Genomic DNA, 26065 nt, shown 5'->3' with positions numbered 1-26065 from the left:
TTTATTGGTTGAGTAAATCTTGCACCAGTTGGCGGATTTTTTGCCAATCAAAATGTTTGCCAGGGTCGGTTTTTCGTGTTGGGGCAATGTCGCTATGTCCCATCAGCTGTCGTCTTGTGGCAGGATAGGCACGATGAATGGCGACAATGATTTGGGCAAGTGTTTGGTATTGAATTTCGGTGTATAGCGTATCGTCACTTCCTTCTAGCTCGATACCAATGGTAAAATCATTGCAATTTTTGCGTCCCAAGAAAGTAGATGTCCCAGCGTGCCAAGCCCGATTGTTAAAATTGACAAATTGAGTAACCACACCATCTCGCTCGATGAACAAATGGGCTGAGACCTGCATGGTGGCGATGGTTTGAAAATAAGGGTGGTCATCTGGGTTGAGCTGATTTTGAAAAAAGGCTTTGACATGATGAATGCCATCTTTATTTTTTTGGGAAAATTGGGCAGGCGGTAGGCTGATGTTGTGGATAACAATGCCACTAATCGTGCCATTTTTACCCTCAGGGCGAGCGTTGAAGTTGGGCGATGGGATTTGTTCGGCGATGTTTAGTACGCCATCATGGATAAAAACAGATGGATTCATAAATCGTGTCGGATTGGTATTTGGTTTTTTGGTTGAAGTGGTGGCTTGTTTTGCCTTTTACCAAATATTGTAGCATGATTTGCCAAAAGATGACGGCTATTTTGTGATGAATTTTGTGCTACAATGGGGTAATAGTGTACTTAAATTTGTATAAGATGACCAAAAAATTTCTCTCATCAGTATTGATGACCCTAATGCTACTGACCCCCAAAGATGTGCTGGCAAATACCATGAATGAGCAGGTTGATGTCTTGCCGTTTGGTTTGTCAGTTGAGACGGTTGAGGCGTTTGCCAATCAGACTGCTTGGCGGCGACTGCTATTTTTTACTGATAAAGCACAACAGAATACGCCCAGCAAACTTATCAATCCTAAGTTCTTTTTGTCAAAATCAGGGCATTACAATCCCCAAGATGAATTGATGGCAATGCTGACGGCAATCGAAAAACACGATACTGATGCGATGTGTCGTTTTGTTGCTCGCACGGCGTTGTTACAAGAATGGCTGGCACAGCATGGTCAAAAGATTGATTTTGATGAGCAGCAATGTGCTGATTTTAGTGCTTGGGAAAAGCAGATGAATGCTGATAGCTTGTCATTGGTGTTTGCTGAGGAGCATGCCAATAATCTGGCGTCAGCGTTTGCTCATGTACTCATTCGTGCCGATACCCAAAGTCGTGATGAAAATCTGGCAACCGCCATCAATTATACGGTCTTGGGCAATCCTGATGATAAGGCGGCTGTGGCGGCGGTCAAATCAATCTTTGGTCGATATGCAGGCGTGATGGAGATTCTGCCTTTTACCAAAAAACGAGATGATTATTTGGTTGTGGATAACCGAGACTTATGGCAATATCGTCTAAATCTCAACCCCCAAGAAGTCCGCCAAATCATCAGGCACATTTGGGAGGTCAAAGACATGCAAAGACCGTATTTTTTTACCCATGATAATTGTGCTACTGAGATTGTACGGCTCATTGATGTGGTGCGTCCCACTGAGCAGTTGGCAAAAAAAGTAGGCAAAATCGTCATTCCCTCTCAGATTGCCAAAGTGCTAAGCGAACAAGGATTGGTGCAAAGTGAGCAGTTCTTGCCATCAAATGCTACCGTTCGCCAAGCCAAACTCAATCATGCTCACAAGCAGCCAGCTTATATCACGCCAAGTCGCAACAATCCAGCAACCGCCACCAGCGTGCATCGTGTTGGGCTTGGTGTGGGTCAGCTTGATAAGCAAACGATTGCCGAATTATCCATCAATGCCGCTTATCAAGATGTGCTGGATAATCCTAAGGGCGTCAGGCAGTTTCATGATGTACAATTATTATCCATCAAGGCTCATGCGGACGATGAAAAACTGATGCTCAACGAAGCAACACTTTTTGCCAGCCGTAGCCTAAATCCAGTCAATACCGCCAAAAATAACGCCCAAAATGGTCAAGCTGCCTATGCCAGCGGTATGTCACTTGGGGTTTTAAGAGAGACTGACGCATCAAGCCCTGACAACCCTCGTCATTTGGTGCTGGCGGCAGGCATGCAGCGTGGTAAATCATGGGCAATAGGACATGCAGAGCGTGGTACGGGTCAGATTGCTGACACGATTTGCTATGTACTGGGCGGAGGTAGAGTGCAACTGGGTCGGCTTAATCAAGGCTATCGTGTGGGTGTGGACGGCAGTATTGGCTGTATTCATCATGCCAATGACAAATTGCGTGGGCAAATTGAGCTGTCAGTTCCATGGTATTATCATCACGACACCACGCAGTATCAACGAACGTATTATATACAGCCTAGCATTTATGCTGGTTTGCAATATGATTTATCCAATCGCCATGCGATACGATGGAGTACCAAGCTAGAAAAAGTCAATCGTGATTATCAGCACCAAAGCGTCATTTCTTTACAACGGTATTTTTAGGAGTAGCACATGAATACGATGATGATTATCGGGCAAGGGGCAATCGGTCAGCCATTGGCAGAAAAATTGGCGGTCAGTCATAAGGTCATTGGTGTGGCTCGTTCGCCAAAATTCTATCAGCAGCGTGTGCAGTTTTTACAAAAAGATGCTCGTCAGCTAAACATTGATGATTTGGCTATGGTGACGCACATTGCCATCATCATCACGCCCAGCGAACGAAGCGTGGCAGGTTATCAAGAGAGCTATTTGGCAATCTGTCAGCGATTGGCGATGTTGGCAAAGGATAATCCAACTCTCATCAATCGGTTGCAGCAGGTGCTGTTTTTATCATCGACGGCAGTTTATGGCGAAAATCAAGGAGAGATGATTGATGAGCATACCCCAGCGATTGCCAGCAGTGCCACCGCCCAAGTATTGCTTGATGCCGAAGAGGTGCTAAAAGATGGCTTTGGCGATAAAGCGGTCATTGTGCGAGCATCAGGCATTTATGGTAAGACTCGCCTTAGAATGCTTAGACAGGCTGCCACTGCTCATCAAGATGGCGTGCCAAGTCATCAATACACCAATCGCATCATGGACACTGATTTGATACAGGTTTTGGCGTGCATTTTGACACAAAATACCCCAAAATCATTGTATCTGGCGACGGATTTTGACCCTGTGGAGGCATCTGTTGTGATGCGGTATTTGGCGGATTTATTGCATTATCCTAAGCCAAATGTCATTGAAAGTTTGCCATCAGGCAAAAGAATCATCAGCAACATCAATCCAGATTGGCTAGATTTCCCAACGCATCAGGCGGGCTATGCGTGGATTGTCTCAAAGATAATGAAGTAGATGATTTGATGATAAAAACATGAACTGATGACAAGCATTGATTGAAAAAATTGATGTTTTTATTTTTAAAAACCATCTTTCCAGATATATTTTACAAAAAACTATTGTGTACAATTTAATTTTAAACTATAATAACATCATTCCCAAATAGGAGACTTAGAAATGAACCAAATCCATACTATCATCAACTTGCTTTCTGTTTATTGGAAAGTCCTCATTCAGCACAAAAGCCACATTGCGGTTATCCAAAGTGAAGGAGCAAACCTACTTGCAAGCGAAATGACCGACAAAATCGCTGATGAGCCAGAAACCATTGAAAATCTGTAAAATCGTCTTTTGGACTTGGGCGGTGTGATTAACTTTACGGTTAGCCAGCCCAACATCGGCAAGAATTTGCGTGAAGCCTTGCAAAACGATTATGAACTACAAAAAGACGCTCGCACAGGTCTAAATAAGCTCATCAAAGAAGTAGATGAGCTAGGCGATGCCACCACTCGCAACTTGATTGAAGAGATTTTGGCGGACGAAGAAGAATATTTGGCTCGGCTAGAACAAGAGTTGTCTTTACTGGAAAAATTGGGCGAACCGCTTTATTTGTCAAAAAGAATGTAAGCAAAAATTTTATCAAAAAATCATTGCACACAATTTAATTTTAGGCTATAATAAATTTATCAATTTAACCAAACCTTTGTAAGGAATATGTTATGAAAATTTTTTATCACACCTCAGCCACCGCCACAGGCGGACGAGACGGTCGCACCCAAGTTGATGACGGCTCTATCGGCTTTGATTTGGTTGGTTTTCAAAATGAAAGCGGTAAAGTTGGCACCAACCCTGAACAACTATTTGCAATGGGCTATGCCGCCTGTTTTGACAGTGCGATGAACCATGTTGCCCCAAGCCTAAACATCAAACCCAAAAAATCATCCACCACCGTTGCGGTCGGTATCGGTCAAAAGGCGGACGGTGCGTTTAGCCTAGATTTGGACATCACCATTACCGTTGAGGGCATTAGCGTTGATGATGCCAAAAAGCTGATTACAAAAGCTCACGAAGTCTGCCCATATTCTAATGCCACTCGTGGCAATGTTGAGGTGCGTTTGCATGTCAATGTGGTTGAGACTTTTGATTTGTGATTTTTTTAAATGATTAAAAGTAAAAACACCGTTTAGTAAAGCGGTGTTTTTTGTTGAGTGATGGGTAGTCATGATGATAAGTAAGTCTTGACCCATCTCATCTTCCCCATTATAATATGTTTAAATTTTTAAACCTATGAGAATATCAATGGCTAAGCCCACCCAAATGACTGCAATGACCGTCCAAAAATATGGCAAATACCCTGTACAAAAAACCAGTATTCCCGCCCCAAAAATTGGCGATGATGATGTTTTGGTCAAGGTAGTCAGTGCCAGCGTCAATCCGCTTGATTTTAAAATTAGAAATGGCGATTTAAAGCTGGTTTTGCCTTTTTCTCTGCCCCTGATTTTAGGCAATGATTTTGCTGGTGTGGTGGTAGCAGTTGGCAAAAATGTTAAAAATTTTGCCATTGGCGATGAAGTGTTTGTCCGTACGGATACTTTGCGGATTGGCAGTTTTGCACAGTTTATCGCCATCAATCAACACAATCTTGCCAAAAAACCTGCCAATTTAGACTTTAACCAATCGGCAAGCCTACCGCTTGTCGCTTTGACTGCCATTCAAGCCTTTGACAAAATGGGCATCAAATCAGGCGATAAAGTTCTCATTCACGCAGGGGCAGGGGGCTTGGGCAGTGTTTCCATACAGATTGCCAAAATTTTGGGCTTGTATGTTGCCACCACCGCCAGTGGTAAGGGCTTAGGCATTGTCAAATCACTGGGTGCTGATGAAGTGATTGATTATAAACAAGAAAATTTTGAACAAAAATTAAAGAATTTTGATTTTGTGCTAGATACGGTGGGTGGTGAAACTTTGTTAAAATCCTTTAAAATTTTAAAACAAGGCGGAAAAGTCATCAGTGTGGCAGGAATACCAACCAAAGATTTTGCCAAAGAAATGGGGCTTTCTTGGGTCAAACAATTGATAATGGGCTTAATCAGTGCCAAAATCCACAAAACCGCCCAAAATTATGGGACAAGTTATGAATTTTTGTTTATGAAACCGTCTAGCAAGCAGTTAAATATCATCAAAACTTGGGCAGAAGCGGGTAAATTACGCCCAATCATTGACCAAGTTTTTGCCTTTGATGATACCCAAAAAGCCTTAGAATACAGCGAAAGCGGACGAGCAAAGGGTAAGATTGTGATTGAGATGGGCTAATTTTGGGTGTGGCAAAAACACCGTTTGGCGTTAGGTTTAAGCGGTGTTTTATTTGGCGATAAAAGTCCGCACGCTTTTAATCTCATCAATGGACAATTGCCAAAAAGTCGCTTGAATGCTTTTTTGTGAAAATGAATTGGTGCTGTATTCTGCACAATAATCCATATCAAAGATTTTTTGCCAGCTGTTTTGCATAATCTGGCGAATATTGGGCGGATAAAGATGTTTATCGCAAAAATCAATCCCCGCTTGCCTTAGACAATCATCAAACCAATCGCTTTCTTGTTCGTTATCGGCAATATGCCATTCATTTAATACACAATGCCATAAATCAAAATCGCTTAATAAGACTTCATCATCGCTTTTTTCAATTTCCAATAAAACGCTTTTTTGACCTTTGATGCCAATGCCACCAAATCTTAAATCAGGCTTGTTCTTCTTGGCGTTTTGCCATTGATACCACGCCCAAATCGGATAAACATCAGGCATTGGCGGTTTGCCGATCTTATGTGTCATTTGCCCCATCAGCCAATGATAGGCAGTTTTAAAATTGTCTTCATTTAACCAATCAATCAGCTCACCTTTGGCATAAATCACGCCATCACTCATCAGTGTTTCATACCAGTCAAATGGCTGAATCGTCCAAAGTCTCATTATTTACCCTATCAAGCACAAACCCCACAAACGCCCGTACAATGCTAGACGGATAACGATGGGCGGCATAAATCATCGTCAAATCAAATTTGGGGTTTTCTGTCTCGCCTAAGACCTCCACCAAGCCATTTTCTGCCACGAGTCTATCCACCGTGCTGTCGGCAAGCAGAGCCACTGCTTTGCCCTGTTTTGCCATATATTCAATGGCATAGCTGTCATTGCTGGCAAAAAGATAGGGAATTTCCACCGCTTGTCTGCCAACCCCTAGCGTGATGACGCTTGCTTCATTTTTTGCCCAAGCGGCAATGGGGAAATTTTTCAAATCCTTGATGGTGTTGGGTGTACCCAATCGTGTCAATAAATCAGGGTGTGCCACCCATTTGCTGCCGATTTGCCCCACTTTTTTGGCGATAAATTGTTCGCCGTGTAACTGCCCAATCCGAAACGCCACATCAATGCCGTCTGCCGACAAATCCAAAAGACGGTCGGTCAGCGTGCAATGCACCTGTACCTGTGGGTAGGCTGCCTGAAAATCAGCTATCCACGCCAAAACAGGCTCGCAGGCAGGGCTTGCCGACAGGCGTAATTTACCCTTTAAATTGCCTTGCTCTTCAAAGAGTACTTCTTTGGCATTGGCAAGCTGTTCAATGGACAAATGCACCTGTTCATACAGGCGTTGCCCTGCCATTGTGGGTTTAACGCCTGATTTTTGGCGGTCAAAGAGTTGAATATTAAGCTCTTTTTCCAAATCGGCAATTTGACGGCTAATGGTCGCAATCGGCACATTGAGTCGTTCGGAGGCTTTGGACAAACTGCCGTGCTGGATAACGGCAACGAAAAGACGGAGGGTGTTGAGGTTCATTTTTGTTTTTCCCATTAAGAAGGAAATAATTCCAAATTCTCAGATTTTGAACGCAGGGCATATCGTATAGGCTTATTTTGTTTAACAACCACATCTTCTTTAATTAAGCGTTCAAGCCATATTCGGATTTGAGAACTGGAAACTGCCAATAATTCAGCCAGCTCTTTTTCTTTTTTAGGTTCTTGCAAATTTTGCTCAATCAGTTTTTTAACCAATAAAAATAACTCTTTTTCTGGAGATAAATCAAGATTCGGATGTGTAATTGATTTATCATTAGGGGATGAATTTGTTTGTGGTTTTGGTGTATTCATATTTGATACAAATTTGCCGTTAAAAATATCTAAAAATGATTGTGTATCTCTTGGATTATCCCACCATAATGCTCCTTTATTTACCAAGGCATTTAATCCTGCATTTTCAGTACCAGTTGAACGGACATAAATCGGAATGTGCTTGTATTTGTCTAATTGCTCAACAGCACCAGCCCAAGTTCCCCCTTTATTTAAATCAGAATTAACAACCAAGCCAATGTCCGAAAGTGCATAAATATATTTATTGCGTTGCATTGCATTGCCAACCATAAAACGAGATTTGGGGTCGCACGCAGAAATAAGCACTAAACGATTTTCTTGTAATGCAGAGCGATTTACTGCATTCAAAGCCATTTTCTCCAAACTATCTGCCAACACACCACAAACAACCCCACCAACCTGTAAAGCCTCTTGTATTGCTGCTAAATCTACTCCTTTTGCTCCACCAGAAACGACCATTTTGCCAGATTGTGCAGCTAGATGAGCAATATTTTGTGTATAAGCAATCAATTCATCGTCAATATTGCGAGAGCCTACAATTGCTATCCCGCCAAAATTGAGTAAATTAACATCGCCACAACCATATAATATTGGTGGTGCTTGTTCTCCTAAACGAATTTTTAAACGACTTGGGTAAGTTTTATCTGCACGACTGATGACCCAAATATTGCGAGAATACCAATAATCAAGAGTTTGGCTTAATAAAAAACCTCTTTGTAATAATTGCTGGATTCGCTCATATTCTAATTTTCCATAATCAGCTAAAATATCACTTAATTCGTTACCCAGTAAATCCGCAGGCTGTTTATGATGATTTTTTAAATAAACAGCTAACTGATGATATTCTTTATTGCTTAATAATTTAATATTATTTTGACTTTTTCCCAATAATAATGGTGCAGTTAAAAGTAAAATGGCTTTGGTATTATCTGAAATAAACATTTCTTATTCACCTTGATTGCTGGTTTGAGAAAGTACAAGTGGAAAGACTGCACCACTACCATTAAATTTTAAAAGATAGCTACATATGGTTAAAGTCCAACGAGAATCCACCATATCATCAATCAATAAAACGGGTTCTGACAATGGATTATCACTCAACTGAAATACGCCATCTAAATTATGGGCTTGCATATGGCTATTTTGCATCATTTTTTGTGGCTCAGTTTCTTTGATTTTTTGGATAATTGGCATAAATGGCAACCCCAATTTCATTGCCAACCGCCTAGCAAAATCAGGCACCAAATCAGGGTGTCGCAAAGACGGCACGCAAGTTACCCAAGTTGGTTTTGGATTGGGTTGCCAACGCTCAATCATTTCACAACAGGCATTCACCAATTCATCTGCAAAATGATTATCTTGATACTTTCCTTGTTTGACCAATTTGCCCCAGCCAGCATCGCCCCAAATGGATAATGCACGTCCTTCCTCTGCTTGAAAATTTGGATTGATATTACCTTTTTGCGAAAATTGTGTTGAACCACCTGTTGCCCATTTCTTTCTTGGTTCAATAATCACATTACTTCTGTGCAAAAATTCACTGGCTTGTTGAACGAAAGTTGGGTGAATTAAAGTTGGTAATGGTGGTAATTGGGGTGGCATAATTTGTTGTGTATCACCATCAAGTGCATTAACTAAAAATGCCATATGCTGACCAAATGGTAAATCAACATAATTTTTCATTTGCTGATGTTCATTTTTTCTTAATTCTGTGAGGCGATTAACCCTTTGCCAAAAATCAGTAGATAATGTAGCGGAAGTTAATTGCCATTTTGTGTCTTGCTTAACCAAAGGTGCTGGCGATTCTAATGATAAGACTTTTAATGCTTTGCTGATTCTGCCTTGACTTAAATTGATGTTGTCTTGCAATTCATTTGATGATAATCCATTTGGCGATTGTTTTAATGCATTTAAAATTTGATTCACTTCATTTGGTTTTGGGAAAGCACTGTCAATAAAAAACGCACTGATTTCATCATCTTCTATACCGCTCAATAAAACGCCATAAGCGTTCGATAATGCTCGCCCAGCTCGTCCAACTTGTTGATAATAAGCAACAACAGAATTTGGCATTTGATAATGAATGACAAATCCCAAATCAGGCTTATCATATCCCATTCCCAAAGCAGTTGTGGCAACCAATGCTTTGACTTGATTATTAAGTAGTTTATCTTCTAATTCAATCCTTTTATCACCACTTTCGCCTGTATAGGCTTCCACATCAAAACCTTGCAATTTAAGCCAATCAGCAACTTGATTGGCATCTCTCACTGTTAAAGTATAAATAATACCGCTACCTTGCAAATGAGACAGTTGTTCAGCCAGCCACGCCAAACGTTCAATTTGGCTGGGCAATTTAATCGTTTGTAAGGTTAATGATGGGCGATTTAAATCTCCTCTTGAAACCGCAATATTGGGTCCTAGAATGGCAATAAGGTCATCCATTACACGCTGATTGGCGGTTGCTGTAGTTGCCAAAACACGCAGATTGGGTGGTAAATTTTTAATAATTCGTTCAATTAAACGATAATCTGGACGAAAATCGTGTCCCCAATCTGAAATACAGTGTGCTTCATCAATAACCAATAAACCAATATTTCCAGCAATTTGACTCAAAACATTATTGATAAAGTTCTGATTTGCCAATCGTTCAGGTGAGATTAGAACGATATCCACTTGTCCTAAAATAATCTCTTGTTCTATTTGCTTCCAATCATCGGTATTTTCCGAATTGATACTTACCGCCTTTAAGCCCATTCTTTTTGCTGCCGCAATTTGGTTACGCATTAACGCTAATAATGGCGAGATAAGTAGCGTAATGCCAGCACCTGATTCTCGTAATAATTGTGTGGCAATAAAATAAACAAAACTTTTACCCCAGCCTGTTTTTTGCACTACCAGCAGTCTTTGTGTGCTGGTAACAAGATGAGTAATAGCCTCCTCTTGTCCATCACGAAATTTAGCATTTGGATTACTTGAACCTTGTCTTAATAATTCAAGAGCGCGACTTGGATTAAAGTGCATAATGTGTTATTCCTTGATTGAGATTTTGGATATTATAGATTTTTTTGACAGCTTTTTCAAATGACATATTTCCAAATCCGAAAACCACCTTCCCATTTTTACTCATTCCCTCCCAAATCCAAAACCGTTAAAATACGCCTAATTCTTTTCATTCAAACAGGAAAATCCAATGAACCGCATTACCCAAATCTTAAACATCAAACACCCCATCGTCCAAGCGCCAATGAGTTGGCTGACCGATGCACATCTGGTGGCAAGCGTTGCTGAGGCTGGTGGGCTTGGTTTTTTAGCCCCACACGCAGGGCAGACGACCAACCCCACTTCCAACGAAGAAGTTTTAGAGCGTATGCGTAACGAAATCCGCAAGGTTAAAGCCTTGACCGATAAACCGTTTGGTGTGCCGTTTATGTTGTCTTATGATTTTTCGCTGATTCCCTTAATGGTGGATTTATTCATTGAAGAGCGTGTGCCTGTGGTACTGGATAATGGCTGGCTTGACACTGAAATTTACGCCAAACTCAAACAGGCGGGCATTAAAATCATCTGCCGTTTGCCTAATCCTAATTTGGCGGACGCACTAAAAGCCCAAGAACTCGGTGCAGATATTTTGGTGCTGACGGGATTTGATGAGGGCGGTACTTTGCCGATGAAAGAAGTGGGCAGTTTTAATGTGCTTTCAGAATTTGTGGGTAAAGTGGATTTGCCGATAATGCTGGCTGGTGGCATTGCCGATAAAAAAGCGGTGCAGGCTGCCTTAACGCTTGGGGCGGAAGGGGTGTGGATTGGCACGGCATTTATCGCCACAACCGAATGCCGTAGCCATCAAAAAGTCAAAGAATGGATTGTCAATGCAACCGCCAATGATTTACTCTTGTTCCGCACCGAGCCGTATTATTACCGCTCCTTGCCAACCGAACTTGCCAAAAAATGCTTTGAAATGAGTGAAAATGGGGCAACTCGCTCTGAAATCGCCAAAGTGATGAATGCTGGCACGGGAATGCGTTTGGGTATGTTAGAAGGCGATTTTGAAAACGGCTATGTGTCGGTGGGTAATGGCATTTCAGCGATTGACCGCATTAAAACAGTGAAAGAATTGATTGATGAGTTGATGGGGTAAACCAAAAAATACAATCAAACAAAGAAAAGCCCAAGTCATCAACTTGGGCTTTTGTGATTTAGGCAAATTTTGCCAGTAGTTCATTAAGGCTTAGCATTTGTTTCTCGCCTGTGGCACGGTGGACATATTCATATTTGCCCTCAGCAAGATTTCTTTCTGATACCACGATGCGATGAGGCACGCCAATCAGTTCAAGGTCGGCAAATTTAACACCTGGTCTTTCGTCTCTATCGTCAAGCAGTACATTGATGTTGCGTGCTTTTAGGGTTTGGTAGAGTTCATCAGCCTTTTGTTCGGCTTGACCATCTTTGGAACGCATTGGCACAATAGCAACATAAAATGGTGCAATACTGTCAGCAGGATTTTCTGGTTCTGCCCAGATGATGCCATTGTCATCATGATTTTGCTCGATGGCGGCGGCGATGATACGGCTAACACCGATACCATAGCAACCCATCATCAAAGTCACAGGCTTGCCTTCTTTACCCAATACTTTGCAGCCCAGTGCATCAGAGTATTTGTCGCCAAGTTGGAAAATATGCCCAACTTCGATACCACGCTTAATGGAAATAACACCCTGACCATCTGGCGATGGGTCGCCATCGACAACATTACGAATATCCACCACTTCGGTGATGGTAGCATCTCGCTCCCAGTTCATGCCTGTGGTGTGTTCATTTTCAATGTTTGCTCCGCACACAAAATCTGCTAAGATGGCTGCGGCACGATCAACATAGACAGGCACATCCAAATCAACACTGATGTAGCCTTTGATTAAACCTGCTTCTTTGATTTCTTCTTCACTTGCCATGGTAAACGGCTTGGCGATGGCTACAATTTTTTCAGCCTTGATTTCGTTTAGCTCATGATCACCACGAAGTACCAATGCCACAAGTTTTGGCATTTCTGGTGTTTCTTCGCTATAAGCCCCTTTGACAATCAAAGTTTTGACAGTCTGGCTTAGGTCGATGTTTAGATGTTGTGCTACTTGTTCGCAAGTTGGCATATTAGGTGTTGATACATTGGTGCGAGCTTGACTCGGGGCAGGGCGAGTGCCAGTAGTGATGGCTTCGGCAAGCTCCACATTGGCAGCAAAGTCTGAATCGCTTGAAAAAGCAATATCATCTTCACCGCTATCAGCCAAGACATGAAATTCGTGTGAGGCAAAACCGCCAATCGAGCCAGTATCCGCTTGTACAGCACGGAAGTTTAGTCCAAGACGGCTAAAAATACGGCTGTAAGCATCATACATGTCTTGATAAGTGACTGCCAAAGAGTCTGTATCAATATGAAAAGAATACGCATCTTTCATGGTGAATTCTCTGGCACGCATCACGCCAAAGCGTGGGCGAATCTCATCACGGAATTTGGTTTGGATTTGATAAAAAGTTACAGGCAGCTGTTTGTAGCTTTTTAGTTCGTTGCGAGCGATGTCGGTAATGACTTCTTCGTGTGTTGGCCCAAGGACAAAATCACGGCTATGACGGTCTTTAAAACGCAGCAGCTCCGCTCCATAATTATCCCAGCGACCAGATTCGTGCCATAGTTCGCCAGGTTGAGTGACGGTCATGAGCAGTTCTTGTGAGCCGATTTTATCCATCTCTTCTCGTACGATATTTTCGACCTTGCGTAACACTCTAAGCCCCATTGGCATCCACACATACAGTCCTGAGGCAAGTTTGCGAATCAGACCTGCACGCACCATCAACTGACTAGATACGATGTCCGCATCGCTTGGCGTTTCTTTGAGTGTTGAAAATAAAAACTGACTGGCTTTCATAACGAACCTTTTTTATTTGAGTAGATAATGAGTTATCGTCATATCTTACGGTAAATTTGACATAATGTACAATGAATTTTTTCATAATTTAGCACATTTACCTGTGTTTTTGTGGTATTTTATACCGCCAAAGACATTGTGATGTATAAAACAGGTCATCGATGAAAAATTTGCTAAAACTTTTTGTGTTGATTGCGATTGTTGTTTTGGGCGTGTACTATTATAAGACAACAATGAATCATGATACCAATACCATCACCCAAGCTGCAACCGTTAGCCAAATCCAATCATTATCTCGCTTGCAGACAGTGGCGTATTCGGTGGATAGTATTGTTACTGCTCAAAAACAGGGCAGTTGGCAAAAATTGTGGCAAGATGAACAAAAAGGACTATTTGTCATCAAAGGGCGAGTCTTGGCGGGTGTGGACTTGACAAAAATCACTGCCGATGATGTCGGTGTACACCACGCCAAACAGACAGGCACATCGCCCAAAATTATGGTCAAGCTACCACCGCCACAGGTGTTTGAAGTATTTTTGGACGACATACAAATCTATGATTGGCAAACTGGGTTGTTTGGCATGATGTCGCATGACCATCAACTATTTACCAAAGTGCAACAAGATGCCAAGCAAGAGGTGCTAAGTAAGGCTTGTGCAGGTAATATTTTGACGATGGCAGCGGATAACGCAGCAGAACAAGTTGAGCGTTTATTTGCATTGTCTGATGTACAGATAGAGGTGCATCAGCAGGGTGCTGGCGTGTGTCAGATGCCAATTTTAGACCAATAAAGCGAGTATCTATGATGAGTCAATCTCTTGCCGTTAAATTCTGTGGATTAACCACCGCCCACGACATCAACACCGCTTGTGATTTGGGCGTGAACGCTATTGGACTTGTGTTTTATCCAAAAAGCCCACGAGCGGTAACGATGCAACTTGCTGGCGAGCTGGTCAAATCTGTGCCAGCCTTTACCACCATTGTCGCCCTTGTGGTCAATATGGGACAGGACGAACTTTTGGACTTGGCAAAAGAAGTCCATTTTGATATTATCCAATTTCACGGCGATGAAACGCCCAGCGAGTGCCAAGCCTTAGCAAAGGCAGTAAATAAACGCTACATCAAGGCAATTCGTGTCAAAAATGACGACACCGCCAATGATATTTTAAACAAAATCAATGAATTGCAAGCGTATGGGGCAAGTGGCGTGATTTTGGATACTTTTAGCGAGACGGCTTATGGTGGGACAGGGCATTCCTTTGACTGGGCAAAAATCCCTGACAATTCGCCTTTGCCCATTTATCTGGCAGGAGGCTTAACCCCTGAAAATATTGGCGATATTGTAAATAATGCACAGTTAATGGCAAAGATTAGTGGTGTTGATGTCAGTGGTGGGATTGAAAAGGAAAAGGGGGTGAAATGTCAGGAAAAAATGGCAGGATTTATTCAGGGTATAAAAAACCATTGACAAGACCGTCGGTTTCAGCCTACAATGGGTGTCAATCAATGACCAAATGCACAGCTGTTGCATGGTCATAACAAGACTGGGAGTCATCGCTTTGTTAGCAGCACTTTATTCGGCTTGTTCCTTTCTTATTGCCCATCGCAATGATGGCATTCTTTTTCATATCTCATCTTTTAATACTGTCCGTTGGCGTTGGCGATAATAAACTGTTTTTTCACAATTTATTTTCGCTCAATTTTGCTATATGGATATAAGACAATGTTTATTGACGGCAGTATTATTGCACAGTATTTTTATATTGGTTTGTTTTTATTGGTCATTGCTTCGTTTGTGGCGGGTTATATTGATGCCGTTGCTGGTGGTGCTGGGCTGATTTTGGTGCCTGTATTTATGTTGGTGGGCTTACCTCCTCAGCTGGCACTTGGTCAAGAAAAACTGGTCAGTACCATCGGTACGGTGGCAGCCATTAAGAATTTTATCAAGGCAAAATCCATCATCTGGAAGATTGTACCCATTGGGATTGTTGCTGCATTGATAGGAGCTTTTATTGGTGCAAAAGCCATATTGATGTTTCCAAGCCATGTGATTGAATATATTATTTTCGCCTTTTTGCCCATCGGATTGATGGCCACCTTGTTTAAGGGTAAAATTGTAAAAGACCATCAAGGAGAAATAAAAAAATCTGTTTTGGCGGTTTTTGTCACTTGTTTATTGGTTGGATTTTATGATGGATTTTTTGGTCCAGGAACTGGTAGTATTTTTATTATTGCTTTATATCTAATCAACTCCTTATCATTATTACAAGCGTCAGCCACCTCAAAGATTTTTAATTTCTCATCAAACATCGGAGCATTTGTTGCATTTGCAATCGCAGGGAAAATGGCTTTTGCCATTGGTATTCCAATGATTATTGCTAATTTGTTGGGTAATCATTTTGGGAGCTTGCATGCTATTAAAAGTGATGGAGCAATCATCAAAAAAGTTTTGGTTGTGACGGTTGGTCTTATGATGGCAACTTTGGTTTATAAATTTATTTTTTGATTGACTTTTGGGGTAAAACTTATGAACATTCTTATCACAGGCGTAACATCAGGTTTTGGTTTGGCAATCGCCAAACGCTTAATTGGCGAAAATCATACTGTCATTGGCACAGGTAGACGAGGCGATAAACTTAGCGACATTCAAGCAGAATTGGGCGAGAAGTTTATTCCCTTATGTTTTGATATTTCTGATTTGACCGCCACACAATCCGCCATTGACGGTTTGGATAATGGTATTTTGACCAATATTGATGTCCTTATCAATAATGCAGGATTGGCATTGGGGTTAGAAAGTGCCGACAAAGCGGATATGAATGATTGGGAACAAATGATAAATACCAATATTTTAGGACTTGTGAATATCACCAATCTGATTTTGCCTTATATGGTAAAAAATAACAATGGCTTAATTATTAACATTGGCTCAACGGCAGGGAATTATCCCTATTTTGGGGCGAATGTCTATGGGGCGACAAAGGCATTTGTTAAGCAGTTTAGTTTAAATTTGCGAGCCGATTTGATTGGTAAAAAGGTCAGAGTTACCAATATAGAACCCGGTCTTTGTGGCGGTACAGAATTTAGCAATGTCCGTTTTAAAGGCGATGATGAAAAAGTTAATAAAACCTATGAAAAGGTGGACTATATTCGCCCCGAAGACATTGCCGATATGGTGCATTATGTTATTAACTTGCCACCCCATATTAACATCAACCGCCTAGAAGTCATGCCTGTCGCCCAAACTTTTGCAGGATTGACGGTGGTTAAGGATATGTAATTATGCTTGTCTATTTGGATAACTGTATGTTTAATCGCCCTTTTGACAATCAAGATAATATCAGAGTGCGATTAGAAACCGAAAGCAAATTACATATTCAAGAGTTAATAAAAAATGGTGAATTGGATTTGGTTTGGTCTTATATTTTGGCTTATGAAAATAGCCAAAACCCATTTTTTGAGCGTAGATTTGCCATAGAAAAATGGCAAAAATTAGCCACTGTTTTGATTGGTGAAAATCAAGAAATAAAAACTTATGCCAAAATCTTAATGGAGCAAAATATCAAAATTAAAGATGCTTTGCATATTGCCTGTGCTGTCAATGCACAAGCAGAATACTTTTTATCAACTGATAATAAATTGTTGAATAAAATGCAAGCAAATAATGATATTATTGCATTAAACCCAATTGATTTTATACAGGAAATTAAATGATGATTAGTGATAGTGAAATTCGCCTAACAGGTATGCAAAGCCTAATTAAAGCATTAGGTGAAGTTCAGGCAGAGCGATTTATTGCTTTAATTCGCCGTGAAAGTTTTGATTATACCAAATGGCAAGAAAAATTATTTGAAGATTTAACGCTAGATGAATTAAGTTCTCAGGCACAAAGTTATTTTGAAAAAAATCAATGAGTTTTTAAACAAATTCAATTAAAAAGGCAATTTATATGACAGACTTTACCCAATACCCAAACCCCACAGGTCATTTTGGCATTCACGGCGGACGATTTGTTTCTGAAACTTTGATGACGGCACTTGAAGAATTAGAACGCATTTATTTAAGCGTTAAAAATAACCCTGAATTTTGGAAAGAATATAATGACGATTTGATAAACTATGTCGGCCGTCCCACACCGCTGTATTTTGCCAAACGCTTAACAGCAGAAACTGGTGGGGCTAAGATTTATCTAAAACGAGAGGATTTAAACCACACAGGGGCTCATAAGGTCAATAATACCATTGGGCAGGCACTTTTGGCGAAACTTGTCGGCAAAAAACGCATTATCGCCGAAACAGGGGCAGGTCAGCACGGCGTGGCAACGGCAACCATCGCTGCTAGATTGGGCTTAGAATGCGTGGTCTATATGGGGGCGGACGATGTGGAACGCCAAAAGATGAATGTCTATCGTATGAGACTACTTGGGGCGACTGTTGTGCCTGTTACGAGCGGTTCTCGGACATTGAAAGACGCAATGAACGAAGCGATGCGAGACTGGGTTACCAATGTGGATAGCACCTATTATGTCATCGGCACGGTGGCAGGTCCACACCCTTATCCGCTACTTGTGCGTGATTTTCAGGCGATTATTGGGCGTGAGGCTCGTCTGCAACATTTGCAATTTGAAGACAAATTGCCCGATGCCTGTGTGGCGTGCGTGGGCGGTGGCTCAAATGCAATGGGGCTGTTTTATGAGTTTTTAAATGACGAAACCGTCAAGCTCTATGGCGTAGAAGCTGGCGGATATGGGATTGAGACAGGCAAGCATTCAGCCCCCCTAAATGCAGGGCGTGTGGGTGTCCTGCACGGCAATCGCACCTATCTGATGGCAGACGATGAAGGGCAAGTTATTGAAACGCATAGCATTTCTGCGGGGCTTGACTACCCTGGGGTTGGGCCTGAACACAGCTTTTTAAAGGATATGGGGCGTGTGGAATATGGCGTGATTAACGATGATGAGGCATTGGCGGCGTTTCGTATTTTGACCAAGACGGAGGGCATTATCCCAGCCCTAGAAAGCTCGCACGCTGTGGCTTATGGATTGAAACTTGCCAAGACATTGGGGCAGGACAAATCCATTGTCATCAATTTATCAGGGCGTGGCGATAAAGATTTGCATACGGTGATGAAAGTGGATGGGATTGAATTATAATGGAAAAATTTAATTCCATTGAAGATTTGTATGGCATTGCAAATAATAATGACACCATTCAAAAAGTGGTAGAAAATGATACTTTATTTGGGCGGTTTTCTCATTATGCCAAAGAGCCATTAACGCAAGAGGATATTGATGATTGTCTTGCGGAGGTGGCTTATTTGCAAGATTTAAGAACCAAACCCGAACATCAATATATTGACTGGGAAAAATACGATATTTTTGATGAGCGGATTTATTTTGATGAAACTTTGAAAAAGTTTATCATTAAAGATGAGCAAGAATTATGAAAGACAATATAAATCAATTTCTTAATACAATCCTAAAAGGGGATTGTATAGAAAATTTAAAAAAATACCCAGTAATAGCATTGATTTAATCTTTGCTGACCCACCGTATTTTATGCAAACGGAGTGGGAATTACTACGCACTAATGGCGAAAAATTTTCAGGCGTAGAAGATGAATGGGACAAGTTTAATGATTTTAAACAGTATGACTCTTTTTGTGAAGAATGGCTAACAGAATGCAAAAGGGTTTTAAGGCCAACAGGTTCAATTTGGGTTATTGGTTCTTTATTTTTAATGTGAAATTTGTGGCAAGTTACCTATGACAAAAATTCAGGCAATTCTCAGGATAATGGAAGATAATGGGGGTGTTGCAACACTTGATATTATCTACAATAATATTGAAAAGTATTATCCCAGTATCAAAAGTTCCATTCAATGGCAAGCTGGCATTCGAGGTGTCTTATATCGTGAAGTTGGTGAGCGTAAATTGTTTAAAAAAATAGGTGTGGGTATTTATGCTTTGCAAGACTACATTGTGGAGCAAAAGCCTAAACTTCAAGAAGATATAAGATTGCATTCTTTTATTGAAGGTCTATGTATTGAGTTAGGTAATTTCAATGGTTACCATACTTACACAGCTGATCCTTCATCATTTTATCGGGACAATCTTAAACTAAAGGATTTAACATCATTACAAACTCTGCCAAAATTTTCATATGACAACATTTTGGAGGAGGCAACAAGAATTGATGTTATTTGGTTAAACAAAAAAGGGCTGGTATTTCCTCAAAAAATATTTGAAGTGGTGGATAGTATTGGAACATTAAATGGGGCTTTTAATCGTTGCTTGCAGTTACAGAATTTTCGCTCAGAATTTTTTATCATTGCTCCAGAAAAACATCGAAAAAAATTTGAAAAAACAATAAATTTGGAAATTCACAAAAATAATAAAGAAAGGTTTAGGTTTATCAATTATGATGAAATTCAAATGCTATATGATAGTACAATTAAAACAAAAGATATAGATAATTTAATATTTGGATAAGGAGTAATCTATGCAAGATATAGATAAAGCATTTAATTTTTCTTTAAGCTGTTGTTTAAATAAAAGAAAATTATACATTCAGAAAAATAAAAATCAAGATTATGGCTTTTTTGATATAATGAAAAAATTTAACATCAATCTTGATTGTTTTGCTATTTTTTTCTTGAAAAATTTAATCCAGAATGATGGGCGTTATACCATTTTGGAAGATTATAGCAGTAAGAAAAGCAATAGTTTTCAGTTATCTACCCAAAATGACACAAGAATCAACAATTTCATAAGTTCTTGCCAGTACAACACCATAAATCTTGATGAAGAATTTCCCAAATTGTTATACGCCATTGCAAACGATAATGATACCAATCTTTCAACAATCAAGCACGATATTGATATTCTTTTTCAAAACAAGCAAACAGGCGTTATTTACTACCTTGAAGTAAAGTATAATGACGACCACAACACGGGAAAATTTGTTGATATTAACCGTAAATTCATCAAAACTTACGCCTATTTGGTACGTGAGTTCCCAAACGCTAAAATTGAACCGATTTTATTTTTCTTCAACAATAAGAAGATGAAAGGCAATATTTATGTACCTGAAAACACAAACATAAGGCGTGGTAAGGCATTTTTTGATGAGTTTTTGAGTATCAAGTATGAAGATGTAGACTCGTATATGCGAAACCTTTCAGAAAGCCCAGAAAATATTAAAGCCTTTGATGAGCTATACAGAAAAATTATGTCAATAAAAATATGATTTAATGATTGGAGAGTGCTTAAAATGACCCGAATTCAAGAAACTTTTGCGACTTTAAAACAGCAAAACAAAAAAGCCCTAATCCCCTACATTATGGCAGGCGACCCAAATCCTGCTATTACGGTGGATTTGATGCACGATTTGGTGGCACACGGAGCGGACATCATTGAGATTGGCTTGCCATTTAGCGACCCAATGGCGGACGGCTCTGTCATTTCATTGGCTGGCGAGCGAGCATTGACAAATGGCACTTCTACACGCCAAGCCGTGCAAATGGTGGGGCAGTTTCGTAAGACGAACACCACCACGCCAGTGCTTTTAATGGGCTATCTTAATCCAGTTGAGATTATCGGCTATGATGATTTTTTAAATCTGTGTGAGGCAAATGGCGTGGACGGCTTACTGTTGGTGGATTTACCGCCCAATGAGACTGATGAAAGTGTATCCGCCAAACTCGCTGATAAAGAGATTAACCAAATTTTCCTACTTGCCCCCACCACCCAAAGCGAGCGTAGAAAAGCGGTGCTAAAACACGGTTCGGGCTTTATTTATTATGTGTCGGTTAAGGGCGTTACAGGCTCAAAGGCACTGGACACTGACGAAGTCGCCCGCCAAGTACAAGCGATTAAGGCGGATACCGACTTGCCGATTTGTGTTGGGTTTGGCATTCGTGATGGCGAGAGTGCAAAGGCGGTTGCCAAGTTTGCCGATGGGGTGATTGTGGGGAGTGAGCTTGTCAGACACTTTGCTGATGTGGGCGATGATTTGGCAAAAATCGAACAGGCGAAAGCAAATATCTTGGCAAAAATGGACGAGCTACGAGCTGCGATTGATGAGCGATGATAAATGTAAACACTTGCCATAAAATTTATTTGCCAAATAAATAATACAAGTGTAAACTATGTCAAATTGCAAAATTGCACAAAATAGGATTCTTTATGTCAAATCAAGCCGACATTGCCAGCACAGAGCCGACCATTTGGCTAAATCGTAGCGTGCCAGGCATTAAGCAAAGTACCGTGCCAACCTTATCAGCGGTTGCCACCGAACCATCAACCGAATGCCCTGAGTGTCATGCAATGACAACCAATACGGCATTGATTTTGAACCAAAATGTTTGCCCAGAGTGCGACCACCACCTGCCCATGACTGCTCGCAAACGCTTGGAGTGGTTTTTGGATAGCGTGGATAAAGAGCTGGGGCAAGAGTTCAATGCTGGCAACCCGCTACAATTTGTTGATAGCAAGCCATACCCAGAGCGAATGCTGGAAGCCCAAAGAAAGACGGGTGAGAGTGAGGGCTTGGTGGTGATGAGCGGTAAGCTGAAAAATTTAGACATCATCGCTTGTGCCTTTGATTTTCGCTTTATGGGCGGTTCGATGGGTTCGGTGGTGGGCGACCGTTTTGTGCAGGCCGCCGAAAAAGCCCTTGCTGAGCGTAAACCTTTGGTGTGTTTTGCTGCTTCTGGCGGTGCTAGAATGCAGGAGGGCTTACTGTCTTTGATGCAGATGGCTCGTACCTCAGCAGCCATTGAACGACTTCGTTTGGCAGGTGTGCCTTATGTTGTAATTCTCACTAATCCTGTCTATGGTGGTGTGACCGCAAGCCTTGCCATGCTGGGCGATGTACACATTGCTGAACCTCGTGCGATGATTGGCTTTGCAGGTAAGCGAGTGATTGAGCAAACGGTGCGTGAAGTGCTTGATGAGCCATTTCAACGAGCAGAATTTTTGTTAGAAAAAGGTACGGTGGATATGGTGGTGCATCGTCATCAGCTGATTGACACCACGCATCGTATTTTGGCAAAATTAACCAAAGCAAACGCTGCTTAAACATTACATTGGAATATGAACCCACCCAAAGCCAATTCGTTGGTTTTGGGTGTTTGTTGTTGTAGAAAGCTAGGATTGACTATGAAAAAAAATCTAAGCCAGTGGCTAGAATATATGGGCAGTATTCATGTGTCTGCCATTGACATGGGGCTAGATAGAGTGTTGCCTGTGGCTGATGAACTTGGGCTGTTAAAATCTGCTTGGCAGGGCAAATGCCCCTATGTGTTTACAGTAGCGGGTACTAATGGTAAAGGTTCTACCACAGCGACCATTGCTCAAATTTGCCAAGCATCAGGGCTAAAAACCGCCCTATATCAATCGCCACATCTGGTGTCATTCACTGAGCGAGTACGCATTGATGGTGTCGAGATAAGTGAAGATAATCTTATCAAAGCATTTGAAGTGATAGAACAGGCAAGGCTGAACAAGGGAGTGAGCCTGTCATTCTTTGAAATGACAACTTTGGCGGCTTTTTGGTTATTTTTACAAGCAAATTGTGATGTTTGGGTGCTAGAAATTGGGTTGGGTGGACGACTTGATGTTGTGAACATCATTGACCCTGATTTGGCGGTCATTACCAATATCGGCATTGACCATGTGGATTGGTTGGGCGATAATCTTGATGATATTGGACGAGAAAAAGCAGGTATCATGAGAGCGGATATTCCCGTGATTTTGGGGGAATATCAAATGCCGGCAAGTGTTTATGAGCAAGCCAAATCCTTAGATGCCAAGGTTTGTCAGCTTGGCGTGCATTATGACTATCAAGAAAATTTAGAGAATTGGACTTATGGCTTATCTGCCATCACCGCATCACTACCTAAGCCGAATCTGTCTTTAAAAAATGCCGCCAATGCCGTGAGTGCTGTGCTGGCAAGTTCGCTAAATATCTCCGTGAATGCCATCAAGACAGGATTACAACAGGTGCAGTTGGCAGGAAGATTTGACAAAAGGGTCTTAGAAAATCGCCAATGGATTTTTGATGTGGGGCATAATGAGGCTGGCATCATTTTTTTATTAGAACAACTAACAAGATATTGGAAAGAATATCAAACCAATAAACCTAATGCCAATCTGTTTTTCCTATTTTCAATGCTGGGCGATAAAGATGTGCCGTCGGTCATTAAGCAGGTGCGTCAAGCCATTGATGAGCAAGCATTGCCTCAGGCGATGTGGCACATTGCCGCCATTGACCATCAGCGAGCGATGAGCTTGCCGTGTTTGCTTGATTACTTAAACAAAGAAATAGAGCCAGAATGTATCATTACCTATGACAATCTAGCACAGGCAACACAAGGGGTGATTAAAGCAAGTAGCGATGATGATTTGATTGTGGCGTTTGGGTCATTTCATACCATTGGTGAGAGTCTGACTGCTTTGATAGGCAAAAGTTTTTGACAAATTTGCTTAAATAATTACCACGAATTGAACAAAATTTGAATAATTTGCGATTATATTGTAAAAAAATGTGTTTAGGTATTACAGCCAGTTCAATTCTTGGTATGATATGATTGACAAATTTTGTATAATGATTTATTTGATGGTGGATTTTGGCGTACTTGATGGGTCGAAATATCATCATTTTGATAGAATTTTGGTTGTTTGATTTGCATAACGACTGCCAATGCAGGGTTGATGCGGAGTGTGAGAATGATTTCAAAACAAGTATTATTAGGTTCAGCGTTGGTGCTGGGTGGTGGCGTAACTTTTTTTGCTTTGGCAAAAAATGATAAGCCAGTACAGGAGCCTGTTGTAAAGACTGGTCAGGCACCGCAAATTGCTAAGCCAACCGTACAGCCTTTGACCGCCGATGTGGCGACAGAGGAGCGTTTACTTGCCCAAAAACAAAAGGAGCGAGAGGCTCACACTCGCCAAATGCAAAAGCAGACAGAACAACTGCTTGCTGAACAGCAAAAGGCTCGTCTAAATGCCCTAAATAAGGCAAATGCCGAAAATGGTTCAGAGTCGGTGCTACCCGCTGATAAAGCAGCAAAAAGCGAACTGATTGCTTTACCGACAGTACAAACTCGCCCTGAGGCGGTGGAGGCAGCTCGCCAAGCAGAAGAGGCAAAACGATTGGCAGAAGAGGCAAAAAAAGCTGAACTTGCTAAAAAAGCAGCAGAGGCTAGTCTACCCAAAAAACCAGAAGAGTCCAAAAAATCAGCCACCAATACCAATGAAGCGGATAAGAAAAAAGCCGATGAGGCTAAACGCCTAGAAGAAAAAAGAGCCGAAGAAAGACGCCAAGCAGCCAAAAAGGCGGAAGAGGCAAAGCGTGCTGAGGTCAAAAATGCTCAAAACAAAAAATCTGACACCAATGCCCGTGATTCAAAGGCTGGAAAATCAGGTCAGTATCAAGTTCAAGCAGGTGAGACTTGGCTAGGTATTGCCAATCGACACGGCGTTTCTGTGGCGGCTTTGACACAGGCAAATGGTATGAGTACAGGCGACATCATTCGTGAAGGTCAGACGCTCAAAATCCCATCTGGCTCACAGGCATCTCGCACAAAAGACAATAAAGCAGCTTGGGCAAAAAATCAAACCAAGCAAGAGCAAAATGCCAAAAAAGCAGAAGCAAAAAAAACTGAAACGAAAAAAGCTGAAAGTAAAAAAGTAGAAACCAAAAAAGGTGAAGAGAAAAAATCTGATAAAAAGTCAGATGATAAAAAACAAAACATCAAATCAGATGTCAGAGCCAATAAGTCTGGCAAGGATCAAAATCCACACTTGGCGGGTCGTTATACAGTGCAAGTTGCCATCACGCCTGACCGTGCCAAAGTGGATAAATTAGTCAAGCAATATCGTGCAGCTGGCTACACGGTCAATACTAGCAACACCAGTCGTGGTACTAGGGTATTGATTGGCGGAGCAAAAAGTGCTGACGCTGCCAAAGCGCTGCGTTCAAAAGTTGCTAATGACTCTCGTGTCAATTCAGATGGTGCATTTATTCATAAGGTTGAATAAATTTACACTGTTTTTTTATTGATAAGGATAAGCACGAAAACGATGGGTATTTCGTGCTTTTTTGGTTTTTTGGTGGAGATGGTTGATGACTTGGTGGATTGTGGGTGGCGTGGTGGTGCTACTGGTGCTGGTTTTTTGGCTGACCAGCCCAAAAAGACAGATGGTGCGTGGCGATGAGCTGCCTATTTGGCCATTTGAGCCGATGCCCTTGATGACAGACAGCGAAGTGATATTTTTCCATAAAATTAAACAAGCATTGCCAGAATATCATATTTTTAGCCAAGTACAGCTCAGTCGCATCATTGAGCCTGATGATAGCACAGGTAGGGACAGACAGTTCTGGTTCAATCGTATTTGCCGTCAAAGTGTGGATTTTGTGGTGGTAGATGATGATTTGCAGACCGTGTTGGTCGCCATTGAGCTTGATGATTGGACGCATGAGAGTACGGCTCGCCAAAAACAAGATGACAAAAAAGACAAGGCTCTTGCCAGTGCTGGCATTCCAATCATGAGATTTCATGCTGAAAAAATGCCCAGCAGTCAAATCATTCGTCAGGATATTTTGACGACCATTCAGCACTATTCTTGATATTCAATATTGATTTTGGTGTCAATGCCTTTATTTGGTGGCAAAAA

The 26065-nt window shown here is 41.3% G+C and carries 29 protein-coding genes; 23 read left to right on the top strand and 6 right to left on the bottom strand.

Annotation, left to right across the window (positions count from 1 at the left end; all coding sequences use genetic code 11):
• Window position 1: 1 nt before the first annotated feature.
• Window positions 2–592, bottom strand: coding sequence for a 1,6-anhydro-N-acetylmuramyl-L-alanine amidase AmpD (gene ampD, locus LU297_RS01950; protein ID WP_263076739.1), 591 nt, complete (start codon window positions 590–592; stop codon window positions 2–4).
• 155 nt (window positions 593–747) lie between these two features.
• Here ampD and LU297_RS01945 point away from each other — a divergent pair, with 155 nt between their 5' ends.
• The 6 genes from LU297_RS01945 to LU297_RS01920 all read left to right on the top strand — a co-directional run bounded on the left by LU297_RS01945 (window position 748) and on the right by LU297_RS01920 (window position 5640).
• On the top strand, window positions 748–2505 hold the full coding sequence (locus LU297_RS01945; protein WP_263076738.1) for an Lnb N-terminal periplasmic domain-containing protein: 1758 nt from the start codon (window positions 748–750) through the stop codon (window positions 2503–2505).
• Window positions 2506–2514: 9 nt separating this feature from the next.
• On the top strand, window positions 2515–3342 hold the full coding sequence (locus LU297_RS01940) for an NAD-dependent epimerase/dehydratase family protein (RefSeq protein WP_263076737.1): 828 nt from the start codon (window positions 2515–2517) through the stop codon (window positions 3340–3342).
• Between the two features lie 162 nt (window positions 3343–3504).
• A complete protein-coding gene (locus LU297_RS01935; protein WP_263076736.1) occupies window positions 3505–3669 on the top strand; it encodes a hypothetical protein in 165 nt (54 codons plus the stop codon).
• Between the two features lie 9 nt (window positions 3670–3678).
• On the top strand, window positions 3679–3954 hold the full coding sequence (locus LU297_RS01930; RefSeq protein WP_349773718.1) for a ferritin-like domain-containing protein: 276 nt from the start codon (window positions 3679–3681) through the stop codon (window positions 3952–3954).
• A 92-nt stretch (window positions 3955–4046) separates the two neighbouring features.
• On the top strand, window positions 4047–4478 hold the full coding sequence (locus tag LU297_RS01925) for an organic hydroperoxide resistance protein (RefSeq protein WP_263076735.1): 432 nt from the start codon (window positions 4047–4049) through the stop codon (window positions 4476–4478).
• Window positions 4479–4626: 148 nt separating this feature from the next.
• On the top strand, window positions 4627–5640 hold the full coding sequence (locus LU297_RS01920; RefSeq protein WP_263076734.1) for an NADP-dependent oxidoreductase: 1014 nt from the start codon (window positions 4627–4629) through the stop codon (window positions 5638–5640).
• Window positions 5641–5688: 48 nt separating this feature from the next.
• Here LU297_RS01920 and LU297_RS01915 read toward each other — a convergent pair whose 3' ends face one another.
• Genes LU297_RS01915 through LU297_RS01900 form a run of 4 tightly spaced genes read right to left on the bottom strand, consistent with a single transcriptional unit; the run spans window position 5689 to window position 10491 of the window.
• Entirely contained in the window at window positions 5689–6294 is a 606-nt protein-coding gene (locus LU297_RS01915; protein ID WP_263076733.1) for a DUF3841 domain-containing protein, read from the bottom strand.
• A complete protein-coding gene (locus LU297_RS01910) occupies window positions 6266–7156 on the bottom strand; it encodes a LysR family transcriptional regulator (protein ID WP_263076732.1) in 891 nt (296 codons plus the stop codon). Before LU297_RS01910 ends, LU297_RS01915 begins: the two co-directional genes overlap by 29 nt.
• A 14-nt stretch (window positions 7157–7170) precedes the next feature.
• Window positions 7171–8409, bottom strand: a complete 1239-nt coding sequence (locus tag LU297_RS01905) for a DNA-processing protein DprA (RefSeq protein WP_263076731.1) — start codon at window positions 8407–8409, stop codon at window positions 7171–7173.
• A gap of 3 nt (window positions 8410–8412) precedes the next feature.
• Entirely contained in the window at window positions 8413–10491 is a 2079-nt protein-coding gene (locus LU297_RS01900; protein ID WP_263076730.1) for a RecQ family ATP-dependent DNA helicase, read from the bottom strand.
• A 169-nt stretch (window positions 10492–10660) separates the two neighbouring features.
• On the opposite strand from LU297_RS01900, the gene LU297_RS01895 reads away from it, so the two are divergent.
• Window positions 10661–11608 carry an NAD(P)H-dependent flavin oxidoreductase gene (locus LU297_RS01895; protein ID WP_263076729.1) on the top strand — a complete coding sequence of 316 codons (948 nt, stop codon included), beginning with the start codon at window positions 10661–10663 and terminating at the stop codon, window positions 11606–11608.
• Between the two features lie 58 nt (window positions 11609–11666).
• On the opposite strand, the gene LU297_RS01890 is transcribed toward LU297_RS01895, so the two are convergent.
• Window positions 11667–13388 carry a proline--tRNA ligase gene (locus tag LU297_RS01890; protein WP_263076728.1) on the bottom strand — a complete coding sequence of 574 codons (1722 nt, stop codon included), beginning with the start codon at window positions 13386–13388 and terminating at the stop codon, window positions 11667–11669.
• Window positions 13389–13549: 161 nt separating this feature from the next.
• On the opposite strand from LU297_RS01890, the gene LU297_RS01885 reads away from it, so the two are divergent.
• The 16 genes from LU297_RS01885 (at window position 13550) to LU297_RS01815 (ending at window position 26018) form a co-directional block, all read left to right on the top strand.
• Complete coding sequence (locus LU297_RS01885; RefSeq protein ID WP_263076727.1) at window positions 13550–14179, top strand: DUF4230 domain-containing protein; 630 nt, start codon at window positions 13550–13552, stop codon at window positions 14177–14179.
• A 14-nt stretch (window positions 14180–14193) separates the two neighbouring features.
• Window positions 14194–14856 carry a phosphoribosylanthranilate isomerase gene (locus LU297_RS01880; RefSeq protein ID WP_263077305.1) on the top strand — a complete coding sequence of 221 codons (663 nt, stop codon included), beginning with the start codon at window positions 14194–14196 and terminating at the stop codon, window positions 14854–14856.
• Between the two features lie 255 nt (window positions 14857–15111).
• Complete coding sequence (locus tag LU297_RS01875; RefSeq protein ID WP_263076726.1) at window positions 15112–15894, top strand: sulfite exporter TauE/SafE family protein; 783 nt, start codon at window positions 15112–15114, stop codon at window positions 15892–15894.
• A gap of 21 nt (window positions 15895–15915) precedes the next feature.
• On the top strand, window positions 15916–16668 hold the full coding sequence (locus LU297_RS01870; RefSeq protein ID WP_263076725.1) for an SDR family NAD(P)-dependent oxidoreductase: 753 nt from the start codon (window positions 15916–15918) through the stop codon (window positions 16666–16668).
• Between the two features lie 26 nt (window positions 16669–16694).
• Complete coding sequence (locus LU297_RS01865; RefSeq protein ID WP_263076724.1) at window positions 16695–17102, top strand: PIN domain-containing protein; 408 nt, start codon at window positions 16695–16697, stop codon at window positions 17100–17102.
• On the top strand, window positions 17099–17302 hold the full coding sequence (locus tag LU297_RS01860; RefSeq protein WP_263076723.1) for a hypothetical protein: 204 nt from the start codon (window positions 17099–17101) through the stop codon (window positions 17300–17302). The genes LU297_RS01865 and LU297_RS01860 overlap by 4 nt, the downstream gene beginning before the upstream one ends.
• 35 nt (window positions 17303–17337) lie before the next feature.
• On the top strand, window positions 17338–18540 hold the full coding sequence (gene trpB / locus LU297_RS01855; RefSeq protein ID WP_263076722.1) for a tryptophan synthase subunit beta: 1203 nt from the start codon (window positions 17338–17340) through the stop codon (window positions 18538–18540).
• Window positions 18540–18833: a hypothetical protein gene (locus LU297_RS01850; protein WP_046696257.1), complete on the top strand. Its 294-nt coding sequence runs from the start codon at window positions 18540–18542 to the stop codon at window positions 18831–18833. The genes trpB and LU297_RS01850 overlap by 1 nt, the downstream gene beginning before the upstream one ends.
• A gap of 112 nt (window positions 18834–18945) precedes the next feature.
• Complete coding sequence (locus tag LU297_RS10095; protein WP_432806275.1) at window positions 18946–19131, top strand: DNA methyltransferase; 186 nt, start codon at window positions 18946–18948, stop codon at window positions 19129–19131.
• A 19-nt stretch (window positions 19132–19150) separates the two neighbouring features.
• Window positions 19151–19876 carry a type II restriction enzyme NmeDI-related protein gene (locus LU297_RS01845; protein ID WP_263076721.1) on the top strand — a complete coding sequence of 242 codons (726 nt, stop codon included), beginning with the start codon at window positions 19151–19153 and terminating at the stop codon, window positions 19874–19876.
• 10 nt (window positions 19877–19886) lie between these two features.
• Window positions 19887–20633 carry a HinfI family type II restriction enzyme gene (locus LU297_RS01840; protein ID WP_263076720.1) on the top strand — a complete coding sequence of 249 codons (747 nt, stop codon included), beginning with the start codon at window positions 19887–19889 and terminating at the stop codon, window positions 20631–20633.
• Between the two features lie 24 nt (window positions 20634–20657).
• Window positions 20658–21476 (top strand): tryptophan synthase subunit alpha, encoded by an 819-nt coding sequence (trpA, locus tag LU297_RS01835; RefSeq protein ID WP_263076719.1) that lies wholly within the window; start codon window positions 20658–20660, stop codon window positions 21474–21476.
• A 95-nt stretch (window positions 21477–21571) separates the two neighbouring features.
• Entirely contained in the window at window positions 21572–22465 is an 894-nt protein-coding gene (accD, locus tag LU297_RS01830; RefSeq protein WP_263076718.1) for an acetyl-CoA carboxylase, carboxyltransferase subunit beta, read from the top strand.
• A gap of 81 nt (window positions 22466–22546) precedes the next feature.
• Window positions 22547–23863 (top strand): bifunctional tetrahydrofolate synthase/dihydrofolate synthase, encoded by a 1317-nt coding sequence (gene folC, locus LU297_RS01825; RefSeq protein ID WP_263076717.1) that lies wholly within the window; start codon window positions 22547–22549, stop codon window positions 23861–23863.
• Between the two features lie 252 nt (window positions 23864–24115).
• The gene (locus LU297_RS01820; RefSeq protein ID WP_263076716.1) at window positions 24116–25429 is read left to right on the top strand and encodes an SPOR and LysM peptidoglycan-binding domain-containing protein; all 1314 of its coding nucleotides are present in this window, start codon (window positions 24116–24118) and stop codon (window positions 25427–25429) included.
• A gap of 85 nt (window positions 25430–25514) precedes the next feature.
• Window positions 25515–26018 carry a DUF2726 domain-containing protein gene (locus LU297_RS01815; RefSeq protein WP_263076715.1) on the top strand — a complete coding sequence of 168 codons (504 nt, stop codon included), beginning with the start codon at window positions 25515–25517 and terminating at the stop codon, window positions 26016–26018.
• Window positions 26019–26065: the final 47 nt, after the last annotated feature.

Origin of the sequence: Moraxella nasicaprae (assembly GCF_025643275.1) — a bacterium.
Lineage (GTDB): Bacteria > Pseudomonadota > Gammaproteobacteria > Pseudomonadales > Moraxellaceae > Moraxella > Moraxella nasicaprae.
This window is presented reverse-complemented; position numbering and strand designations above follow the sequence as displayed.

Coding starts and splice junctions, on each gene's coding strand:
- LU297_RS01940 (WP_263076737.1), top strand. CDS start 2,515: ATGAATACGATGATGATTATCGGGCAAGGGGCAATCGGTCAGCCATTG.
- trpA (WP_263076719.1), top strand. CDS start 20,658: ATGACCCGAATTCAAGAAACTTTTGCGACTTTAAAACAGCAAAACAAA.
- folC (WP_263076717.1), top strand. CDS start 22,547: ATGAAAAAAAATCTAAGCCAGTGGCTAGAATATATGGGCAGTATTCAT.
- LU297_RS01875 (WP_263076726.1), top strand. CDS start 15,112: ATGTTTATTGACGGCAGTATTATTGCACAGTATTTTTATATTGGTTTG.
- LU297_RS10095 (WP_432806275.1), top strand. CDS start 18,946: ATGCAAACGGAGTGGGAATTACTACGCACTAATGGCGAAAAATTTTCA.
- LU297_RS01905 (WP_263076731.1), bottom strand. CDS start 8,409: ATGTTTATTTCAGATAATACCAAAGCCATTTTACTTTTAACTGCACCA.
- LU297_RS01915 (WP_263076733.1), bottom strand. CDS start 6,294: ATGAGACTTTGGACGATTCAGCCATTTGACTGGTATGAAACACTGATG.
- ampD (WP_263076739.1), bottom strand. CDS start 592: ATGAATCCATCTGTTTTTATCCATGATGGCGTACTAAACATCGCCGAA.
- LU297_RS01880 (WP_263077305.1), top strand. CDS start 14,194: ATGAGTCAATCTCTTGCCGTTAAATTCTGTGGATTAACCACCGCCCAC.
- LU297_RS01865 (WP_263076724.1), top strand. CDS start 16,695: ATGTTTAATCGCCCTTTTGACAATCAAGATAATATCAGAGTGCGATTA.
- LU297_RS01895 (WP_263076729.1), top strand. CDS start 10,661: ATGAACCGCATTACCCAAATCTTAAACATCAAACACCCCATCGTCCAA.
- LU297_RS01820 (WP_263076716.1), top strand. CDS start 24,116: ATGATTTCAAAACAAGTATTATTAGGTTCAGCGTTGGTGCTGGGTGGT.
- accD (WP_263076718.1), top strand. CDS start 21,572: ATGTCAAATCAAGCCGACATTGCCAGCACAGAGCCGACCATTTGGCTA.
- LU297_RS01845 (WP_263076721.1), top strand. CDS start 19,151: ATGACAAAAATTCAGGCAATTCTCAGGATAATGGAAGATAATGGGGGT.
- LU297_RS01870 (WP_263076725.1), top strand. CDS start 15,916: ATGAACATTCTTATCACAGGCGTAACATCAGGTTTTGGTTTGGCAATC.
- LU297_RS01925 (WP_263076735.1), top strand. CDS start 4,047: ATGAAAATTTTTTATCACACCTCAGCCACCGCCACAGGCGGACGAGAC.
- LU297_RS01850 (WP_046696257.1), top strand. CDS start 18,540: ATGGAAAAATTTAATTCCATTGAAGATTTGTATGGCATTGCAAATAAT.
- LU297_RS01935 (WP_263076736.1), top strand. CDS start 3,505: ATGAACCAAATCCATACTATCATCAACTTGCTTTCTGTTTATTGGAAA.
- LU297_RS01860 (WP_263076723.1), top strand. CDS start 17,099: ATGATGATTAGTGATAGTGAAATTCGCCTAACAGGTATGCAAAGCCTA.
- LU297_RS01885 (WP_263076727.1), top strand. CDS start 13,550: ATGAAAAATTTGCTAAAACTTTTTGTGTTGATTGCGATTGTTGTTTTG.
- LU297_RS01920 (WP_263076734.1), top strand. CDS start 4,627: ATGGCTAAGCCCACCCAAATGACTGCAATGACCGTCCAAAAATATGGC.
- LU297_RS01900 (WP_263076730.1), bottom strand. CDS start 10,491: ATGCACTTTAATCCAAGTCGCGCTCTTGAATTATTAAGACAAGGTTCA.
- LU297_RS01910 (WP_263076732.1), bottom strand. CDS start 7,156: ATGAACCTCAACACCCTCCGTCTTTTCGTTGCCGTTATCCAGCACGGC.
- LU297_RS01945 (WP_263076738.1), top strand. CDS start 748: ATGACCAAAAAATTTCTCTCATCAGTATTGATGACCCTAATGCTACTG.
- trpB (WP_263076722.1), top strand. CDS start 17,338: ATGACAGACTTTACCCAATACCCAAACCCCACAGGTCATTTTGGCATT.
- LU297_RS01815 (WP_263076715.1), top strand. CDS start 25,515: ATGACTTGGTGGATTGTGGGTGGCGTGGTGGTGCTACTGGTGCTGGTT.
- LU297_RS01840 (WP_263076720.1), top strand. CDS start 19,887: ATGCAAGATATAGATAAAGCATTTAATTTTTCTTTAAGCTGTTGTTTA.
- LU297_RS01890 (WP_263076728.1), bottom strand. CDS start 13,388: ATGAAAGCCAGTCAGTTTTTATTTTCAACACTCAAAGAAACGCCAAGC.